The organism is Pseudoalteromonas sp. TB41, from assembly GCF_000497975.1.
Lineage (GTDB): Bacteria > Pseudomonadota > Gammaproteobacteria > Enterobacterales > Alteromonadaceae > Pseudoalteromonas > Pseudoalteromonas tetraodonis.
In genome coordinates this window covers 1-5,907 of record NZ_AUTH01000047.1, presented here as the reverse complement: position 1 = coordinate 5,907, position 5,907 = coordinate 1, and the positions used below count along the sequence as shown (strand labels likewise).

The 5,907-nt window shown below is 41.8% G+C and carries 4 protein-coding genes; 1 reads left to right on the top strand and 3 read right to left on the bottom strand.

All coding sequences use genetic code 11. The features are described 5' to 3' along the window. The first annotated feature begins 93 nt into the window (after positions 1 to 93). Complete coding sequence (locus L641_RS0107355; protein WP_024601195.1) at positions 94 to 1,422, top strand: IS4 family transposase; 1,329 nt, start codon at positions 94 to 96, stop codon at positions 1,420 to 1,422. A 61-nt stretch (positions 1,423 to 1,483) separates the two neighbouring features. Here the strand turns inward: L641_RS0107355 and L641_RS0107350 are convergent, their stop codons facing one another. From L641_RS0107350 to L641_RS0107340, 3 genes are all read right to left on the bottom strand, one after another. Beyond that, on the bottom strand, positions 1,484 to 2,860 hold the full coding sequence (locus L641_RS0107350; protein WP_024601563.1) for a Na+/H+ antiporter NhaC family protein: 1,377 nt from the start codon (positions 2,858 to 2,860) through the stop codon (positions 1,484 to 1,486). A gap of 80 nt (positions 2,861 to 2,940) precedes the next feature. Then, complete coding sequence (gene pbp4b, locus L641_RS0107345; RefSeq protein ID WP_024601562.1) at positions 2,941 to 4,599, bottom strand: penicillin binding protein PBP4B; 1,659 nt, start codon at positions 4,597 to 4,599, stop codon at positions 2,941 to 2,943. Positions 4,600 to 4,611: 12 nt separating this feature from the next. Further along, complete coding sequence (locus tag L641_RS0107340) at positions 4,612 to 5,784, bottom strand: DUF1343 domain-containing protein (RefSeq protein WP_024601561.1); 1,173 nt, start codon at positions 5,782 to 5,784, stop codon at positions 4,612 to 4,614. Positions 5,785 to 5,907 lie beyond the last annotated feature (123 nt).

The window sequence follows — 5,907 nt, the reverse complement described above, 5'->3', positions numbered from 1 at the left end:
TAATGCAGATCAGTTAAGAATATTTTTATGATCACTTGACTGATCTTTCCATGGCTTCAAAATCCGATATTAGAAATAATATCGGATTTTTTTATGTCTCTCATTCAGCACTTCGATAACATGTCTTCATTTTTAAATGATGTACATACACTAGATAAACTTAAACAGGTTCTTGACCCTGATATTCTTGAGCAAGCATTTAAACATGCAGGTGTTGCTACTGTGCGTAAAAGGCGATTACCGCTAGAAGCTGTTATGTGGTCTGTAATTGGAATGAGTTTATTCCGAAACGAAACCGTTTGGGATATCGCTAATAGACTCGACATCTCTTTACCCGGAAAAAACAAACTAGTAGCGCCAAGTGCGCTAGTTCAAGGTCGGCAAAGGTTAGGCTATGAGTCAGTCCAACATACATTTCAATTACTTGCACACAAAACCTTTTCCACCCAGTCTTTTGAACAATGGTGCGGACTTAATTTACTCGCTGTAGATGGCGTTAGTTTTCGAACTCATGATAATCAAGAAAACAGAGAAGCATTTGGCAGTGACAGTAATCAACATGGAGAAGTAAGCTACCCACAAGTACGAATGTGTAGCCTTATGGAAGTATCTAGCCATTTACTGTTAGATAGCAGCTTTGACTCCCGTCGCATAGGTGAAATGAGCTTAGCTCAACGACTATTACCAGCCGTACCAGATAATTCTCTTACCTTGTTTGACCGCGGCTATTACTCATTAGGACTGTTGTATCAATGGCAAAACCAAGGAGATAACACTCACTGGATGTTACCCGCGAGGAAGGATTTACAGTATCAAGTTGAACATAGTATAAATGACAATGATAAAATAGTGATTTTGTCCACAAGTCCTCAAGCCAGAAAGAAATTTGAGTCATTACCAGAGACCATGATGGCAAGATTAACCACCTATAAAGTGGATGGAAAAAGCTATCGTGTACTCAGCTCTCTCATTGACCCTTTACGATTTCCATATGAAGAATTAACAGAGGTTTATACTCAACGCTGGGAAATTGAGCTGGCGTTTAGAGAAATAAAGCAGGGATTGAATCATAGCAAACACACGTTACGTAGTAAGAAACCAGACATGGTACGTCAAGAGTTATGGGGGTTATTACTCGCTTACAATTTAATACGTATCATCATGCTTGATGCAACTAAAGATGAGGATATTTTGCCTACACAGCTAAGCTTTAGCCAATCTATGCGACAGGTTATCGCTTTCTTTATGTTTACGCCAATACATAGTGCAAGTAAGTTGCCTATTCATTACGATGAGTTACTGACAACACTTAGATTGTTTATTTTACCCGATAGATTACCAGATAGGCATTATCCAAGGGTGATAAGAAAGAAGCCGAATAAGTACCCCTATAAAAGAAAATGCCAGTCAGTTCTTAACTGACTGGCATTATGCGAATAAGCAGGCTTTTGAGTGTTTGGGGCTGTCTTGCTCTGAAATGTATTTACAACACAATTAAGCTCGTTACTAAGTAAGCTACAAACGTTAGGCCACCGCCTACTAATGCATAGGGTAATTGAGTTTTAACGTGGGTGAGTAAATCACAGCCTGAGGCGATGGCTGATACTGCGCTGGTGTCGGATATAGGGGAACAATGATCGCCAAATATCCCGCCACCTAAAATAGCGCCTACCACCAGCGATGGCGGTAAACCAAGCGCTTGAATAAGCGGTACGCCAATGGGGATAAGTATGGCAAACGTGCCCCACGAGGTGCCTGTAGTAAACGACATAACCGCGCCAGTTAAAAATAGCACTGGCACTATTAAATATATTGGTAAGTAATCGCCAACCAAAGATGCCACGAACACACCTGTACCTAGCTCTTTTAAGCTTGCGCCCAAGGTGAGCGAGAGCAATACAATACTTACCAGCGGGAGTAATTCGCCCATGCCTTTAAAGCCGGTATCAACAAGTTGGTGATGGGTAAACTGGCGCGAACTAATCATTAAACAATAGGCTACAACAATAGCTAAAACGGTGGCGTACAATACCGATTTTGACCCACTGCCCTCGGCAAGTACGCCGTTACCGGTGTAAAACATAAAACCGACCATGCTCACAATCAACGTAAGCAATGGCACTAGCATAAAGCGTGCTTTAGAACCTTTTACTTCTTCTTTTAGTTCGGTTGTTTGTAGCTCTAGTTTTTGTTCAGCTACTTTCATTGGGCCATGTACTTTATCGAACGCAATAGTATAAAAAACAATAACCAGGGTGATTATGGCGTAAAAGTTATAGCCTACGCTGCCCCACAATACCGATACCGCCGACTCGCCTAATTCGTAATTACCTAACAAGCCCAGTACAAATGCACCCCAGCCGTTTAGTAATATTAAAATACACACAGGGGCGCTGGTGCTATCGATTATGTAGGCTAAACGCGCGCGGCTCATTTTAAATTTGTCGAACAGACCGCGAGATAAAATACCCGAGGTAAGCACACTTAAGTTTGACTCTATAAATACCACTACGCCGGTAAACATAGTTAAAAAGCCTACTTGGCGCTTACTTTTAGCAACGCCTTTGTTCATCAGCAAATTAACGGTAGCAGCAACACCGCCAGACTCGCGAATATAGGCCAGTAATGCGCCTATTAAAATACTAAATATGAGTATACGGGTATTACCGGGGGAACTTGCTACCGAAATAATGCGCTCTATGGTATTTAAAAATGTATTAAATACGCTATTTCCTTCGCCCTGAATGGCCAGTAAAAACTCTGATGAAGCCACTGCCACCAAAAGAGCCATAATCACTTCTTTACGCCAAAACACGATAGCAATGGCAATCAGTGGCGGTAAAATAGAATACCAATGCATAAACAAACCTTATTTATTTTTATAATGACGACGCTTTACTTAACTTAATAGATATAAGCACTTAAGTCACTTACTAACGCTTATTGATTTAATAATGCCTCATAAACAAGCGACACAATAGAGCCGTATTGCGCTGTTTCAAAATTTTTCCCTACAAATTGATAGCGCTTTTCAGTGCCTTTAATAGGAGTATGCCGCGCATTAGTGAGTAAAATAATGGCCAAATCGTAAGCCGGATCAATCACGGTAACTGTCCCTGTCCACCCTGTGTGGCCATAGGCCTGAGCGCTGGCATAAGGGCCAAAGTGCCAGCGCCTTGCTTGGTTATTTCCCGCAAGACGAAAGCCTAACCCGTAGGTTTCATCACTGCTTTGTGGCGTTAAAAATTGCGCTAAGCTACTGGCGTTAAAAATTTGCGTATCGCCATAACCGCCTTTGTTAAGCAGCACTTGGCACAGCACAACTAAATCGGGGGCGTTACTAAATAATCCCGCATGGCCTGCAACACCATCGAGCGAATAATAAGCACGTTCGTCATGCACCTGCCCTTGCAGTACATTGGTGCGAATATTATCAAAATGAATACGCCCATCTCGAGTATTACCGCTAAGCTCCGTGGCAGCAAACTGCTGACGATTAAAACCTTTTTTAAGCGGATTAAATAAGGTGTTATTGAGTTTTAAAGGCGCGTAAATATGCTGCTCTAGGTATTCATCGAGAGGTTGGCCGCTAATTCGCTCAATTAAAACCCCTAAAATCATGTAATCAATATCAGAGTAAACATGCGGCGCTGTAGGTTCAGCGGTTAATGGCACACTTGTTAATAATAGCTGTTTGGTGGTTTCGCTTGTTTGTGAGAAAAACGCATCGCCGTAAGCGGTGTCTTTTCGATGAAAATCAAACACTGGCGGATAACCGGCACTATGAGTTAGTAAGTCTTTTACTTGGCGGTGCTCTCGGCCATTACCCTGATACTCTTTTAGGTATGAATGCACCGTATGATTTATGTTTAACTGCCCCTCGCTGACCAACTTCATTAATGCAAAGTTAGTAGCAAATATTTTAGTATTTGAGGCTAAGTCAAATAAGGTATTGGTTTGCATAGGCTCTGGGCGCAGTAGCATTAAATCACTTTGCTGATATTGTTTTGCATCGCCATACGCGGTTAATTTTAATACCTTACCCGCTTTAACAACCGCTAATACCGCTCCTGGAAAGCCTGCTTTTATATCGTTTTCAATTAAGGTATCAACTTGGCTAAAGTCGATTTCTTTTGTGGCGGTATTTTCTAAGGTAGCAAATGCAAAGCGCAGGGTTAAACTGCCGCCAGCAGGTTGAATATTCTCTACCTTAAAGGTGTTCATGCCGTTATGCGTATAGTGCCCTAAATTAAAGTCGTACTCGGTGTTAGCGCGTAAAGGCTCATTAAGAGAGAGCTTTTTATTATTGATGTATATATCGGCGCTAACCGCACTGACATTTTGTAGCAATAGTTGTCCACGGCCCCGGTAGGCTTTAAAAGTGCCGCGGTTATTTACATATTCTCTGCTGCTGGGATTTGGCTCAGGAAAGGTAGCAATCACCTGCGCATTAGCTAACGCGTTGATATGATTAACCGTTAAAGGGCGCTCTGATTTAATTGCTGTAGAGCGACTACAGCCCGCAATAATAGTGCTCAGCAGCAATATAACTACTTTATAGTACGTTTTATTGTTTATCATTTTTAAAGCCCAATGCATACATCCCTTTTATTAATACAGCAAATAAGGCGCTCTTTGCTGTTTAAACTGTTTAAGCCCGGCTTGCCAACTTTGTTTAATTTCCTCAGCTGAGTGCCCTGCTTCTATGGCGAGCCTTAATTTATCGGTACCTGCGAGCTTATCCATAAAATCGGCACGTTCAAAAAACACCTGCTTAGCCTGTGTAAGCTGCTGGTAAGCATTAATTAAATAATTTAAGTTTAAGCCTGTGATATTACTATGGCGTAAATCAATCCCTTTCACTAGCTGGTCTTTAAATTTAGGATTAAGCGCTGCGCCTTTTATTGAGCGAGGGGTAAAGCTAAAGTCCCCAAGTGCTACTGGTGAATAACCAATAACCTGAAAGGCAAAGTCAGTTCCTCTACCAATGCTAATAGGAGTGGCTTCAAAAAAGCAAAGTGATGGATAAAGCGCAATTGATTGATCGTTGGGTAAATTAGGGCTTGGCTTTACCGGCAAACTGTATGGCGTTGTGCGGCTGTAGCCGGCAACAGGGATCACGCTTAGCTTTAAATCACGAGCCTGATTGATCCACCCCTCACCTTTGATCATGTTAGCAAGCTCGCCTACCGTCATACCATGCAGTACAGGGATTGGGTGCATACCCACAAATGATTTAAATTCTGGTTCTAATAATGGGCCTTCAATGTGGCTAATATTTGGGTTTGGCCTATCGAGTACTATAAATTCAACACCTTGCTCTGCAGCTGCCTCCATCATGTAATGCATAGAGCTTATGTAGGTATAAAAACGTACGCCCACGTCTTGAATATCAAAAATAATTACATCTACATTTTGCAATGACTCGGGGGTTGGCTTTTTGTGTTTACCGTAAATAGAAATAAGCGCAATACCGGTTTTGCTATCAACGGCGTTTTGTACATGAGCACCGGCATCGTGATCGCCTCGAAAGCCATGCTCAGGTGCAAAAATTTTAGTGATGTTGATGTTTTTAGCCAGCAAGCTATCAACTAAATGCGTTTGCCCCACAAGAGAGGTTTGGTTAACCACCAGCCCTACACGTTTGTTTTTTAATTGGGGTGCATACAAAGCAAATTGCTCTGCACCAACGGCGATTGCATGTTTAGTCTCATTTGCATGTGTAGCAACGGTAAAAAGTGCACTTAGTATAAAAAAGAAGGTAAAAAACACGGTTTTAAACATACAGCAAGATCCTTTTAAACAAGGCATTTAAAATAACACAGCTAAGTTTAAAGAGCAGCTTAGGTTTTAAGAATTAGCGGTCAGCGGTCAGCGGTCAGCGGTCAGCGGTCAGCGGTCAGCGGT